We start from the raw sequence: 556 nt of genomic DNA on the forward strand, positions 1-556 counted from the left end.
ACGGGCGCCGGCCGCGCACACGCTGGTGACCGCGCTGCGCAGCAACTTCGATCTGCCGGTGCACGTGCACACCCACGACACTCCGGGCGGGCAGCTCGCCACCTACCTGGCCGCCTGGCAGGCCGGCGCCGACGCCGTGGACGGGGCGAGCGCGCCGATGGCAGGCACCACGAGCCAGCCCGCGCTCTCGGCGATCGTCGCCGCGGCCGCGCATTCGCCCTACGACACCGGGCTGAACCTCGATGCCGTCTGCGACCTCGAGCCGTACTGGGAGGCACTGCGAAAGGTCTACGCGCCCTTCGAGTCCGGGTTGCCGGGGCCGACCGGGCGGGTGTACCACCACGAGATCCCCGGCGGGCAGCTGTCGAATCTGCGGCAACAGGCCATCGCGCTCGGGCTGGGCGACCGGTTCGAGGAGGTCGAGGCGAAGTACGCGGCCGCCGACCGGCTGCTGGGCCGGCTGGTGAAGGTCACCCCGTCTTCCAAGGTGGTCGGCGATCTGGCCTTGTCGCTGGTCGGATCGGGCGTGGACGTGGACGATTTCGCCACCGACCCA

Annotated in this window: 1 pseudogene; it reads left to right on the forward strand. The window is 72.1% G+C overall.

The annotated features are described in order from the left end of the window. A pseudogene (locus ACPCUW_RS35165) lies at positions 1-556 on the forward strand (pyruvate carboxylase); the annotation flags it as partial.

This window comes from Nocardia sp. AB354 (genome assembly GCF_049538315.1).
Lineage (GTDB): Bacteria > Actinomycetota > Actinomycetes > Mycobacteriales > Mycobacteriaceae > Nocardia > Nocardia nova.